The organism is Pseudomonas kielensis (assembly GCF_014236655.1).
Taxonomy (GTDB): domain Bacteria; phylum Pseudomonadota; class Gammaproteobacteria; order Pseudomonadales; family Pseudomonadaceae; genus Aquipseudomonas; species Aquipseudomonas kielensis.
In genome coordinates this window covers 1-1,843 of record NZ_JACMYG010000078.1, presented here as the reverse complement: position 1 = coordinate 1,843, position 1,843 = coordinate 1, and the positions used below count along the sequence as shown (strand labels likewise).

The window sequence follows — 1,843 nt, the reverse complement described above, 5'->3', positions numbered from 1 at the left end:
CAATCGGCATAGGGGGCGGCCTTCATAGGCCGCTCCCCTGCCACACCACCCGGCATGCGGGTCCGCACCGGGCGGTTCGAGGGATTGAGGTCAGGAGAGACGTGGAAGTCCCAGGCGATCAAACCACGCGAGATTAAGCACCCAATTCAAGGCCCATCGACTGTTGTCCCACCAACGGCGGGTGTTACATGCCACTTTCTGGGCGACTTCTTTACTCGCACCCAAAGCCCGTAATTCACGATAAGTCGTCGTTCCCCGTTTCCATTGCTTGAGTTGAATCGCTCTGAGTCGGTGCCGCATCCATTTGTCCAATTCACGCCAGACGCCTGGTGTTTGCGACAACTTGAAGTAGGCTTTCCAACCGAGCAAATAAGGACGTAGGAGGTCGACGACCTGCTGCAAACTGCGGCCACATGAACGGCGAGTGAACTGCCGGATACGTTGCTTGAATTGCTTTTGTGCCTTCTGAGATACCGCACGTTTGACTTCGTCACGGGCGCACCAAAATGCATAACCCAGAAACTTGCGACCAAACGCACTGGCCACTGCGCTCTTGCTCTCGTTGACGCTCAAGTGCAGCTTTTCATACAGACGCCTCAGCAAGATCATCACCCGCTGCCCGGCTTTATGACTGCGAACATAAACGTTCGCGTCGTCGGCATAGCGCACGAAGCAATGACCTCGATGTTCAAGCTCCCGATCCACTTCGTCCAGCAGCACATTTGCCAGCAACGGTGACAGCGGACCGCCCTGCGGCGCCCCGCAGCGGCTTTTCTCGATTACGCCATTGATCAGCGTTCCCGCATCCAGGTACGCCCGGACCAGTCGAATAACCGCCCGATCCGCAATCCGTTTGCGTAGGCGATCAATCAAAATGTCGTGATCGACCCGGTCGAAGAACTTCTCCAGATCAACATCCACCACCACTTTGCGCCCCGAGGACACGTACCGCTGAGCCGCCAAAACGGCGTCCTGCGCGCAACGTCCCGGGCGAAAGCCGTAGCTGTGTTCACTGAAGGTTGGATCGAGGAGTGGCTGCAAGACTTGCAGCAGTGCTTGTTGAATCAGGCGGTCGGTGACCGTCGGAATGCCCAACTCGCGTTCACCGCCGTCAGGTTTGGGGATGACCACGCGTCTTACCGGACTGGGCCGGTAGACACCTGAAAGTAGCTGTTCACAAATCACTGGCCATTGAGTCAGCAAGGCTTCAGCAGTCTGTTCAATGTCCAGACCGTCAACTCCCGCTGCACCTCTATTGGCTTTGACCCGTTTCCACGCCCGTTTCAGGTTTTCTCTCGCAAGGGCCCGTTCCAGCAGCCTTTGCCCTGCGTTGTCGGATTCATCTTGCGGGCGATTGACCTCGTCGCTGGCGGGACTTCTCACGGTTTCACCGCTCGTTATCTCCATCCGCCCCGCGTTTGGCAGGCATCTGACTTCCGGTCGTTCGCATCAACATGGCCTACAACACTCTCTCTCGTTCGGCCCTTCGTCAAAAAAAAAAAGACTACTACGGCCTCTGCTGACTTCTCGCTCCGGCTCGCACCGTCGCCCTTTCAGGCACAAGGCGAGATCTCCCCAGGTAAGAACGCAATCCTTCCCCGCACAGCCGCCGGATTTACGCAGCCTGATCCTTGACCACAAGAGCTTCGCGATCTTTTGCTCGCTCGCCCTGATCGGCTTCGCCTTATATCCGGTTCTTGTCCATCGGCTCGCGGTTTCGATTCACGCTTCCTCCCCACACTCGGTCGCCCTCATGCAGTTGCGCTTCACTTCGTTCGCTGTGGTCAGCTTACGACGGGACTTTCACCCGCAAGATTGCGCCCATGCTGGGCGCACAAAAAAA

At 57.2% G+C, this 1,843-nt stretch carries 1 protein-coding gene; it reads right to left on the bottom strand.

Annotated features, from left to right (window positions below):
* Window positions 1–90: 90 nt before the first annotated feature.
* Window positions 91–1,407 (bottom strand): group II intron reverse transcriptase/maturase, encoded by a 1,317-nt coding sequence (gene ltrA, locus H7995_RS28040; protein ID WP_057978653.1) that lies wholly within the window; start codon window positions 1,405–1,407, stop codon window positions 91–93.
* Window positions 1,408–1,843 lie beyond the last annotated feature (436 nt).

Excerpts from the sequence above, each read along its gene's own strand:
- ltrA (WP_057978653.1), bottom strand. The coding sequence starts at position 1,407 with ATGGAGATAACGAGCGGTGAAACCGTGAGAAGTCCCGCCAGCGACGAG.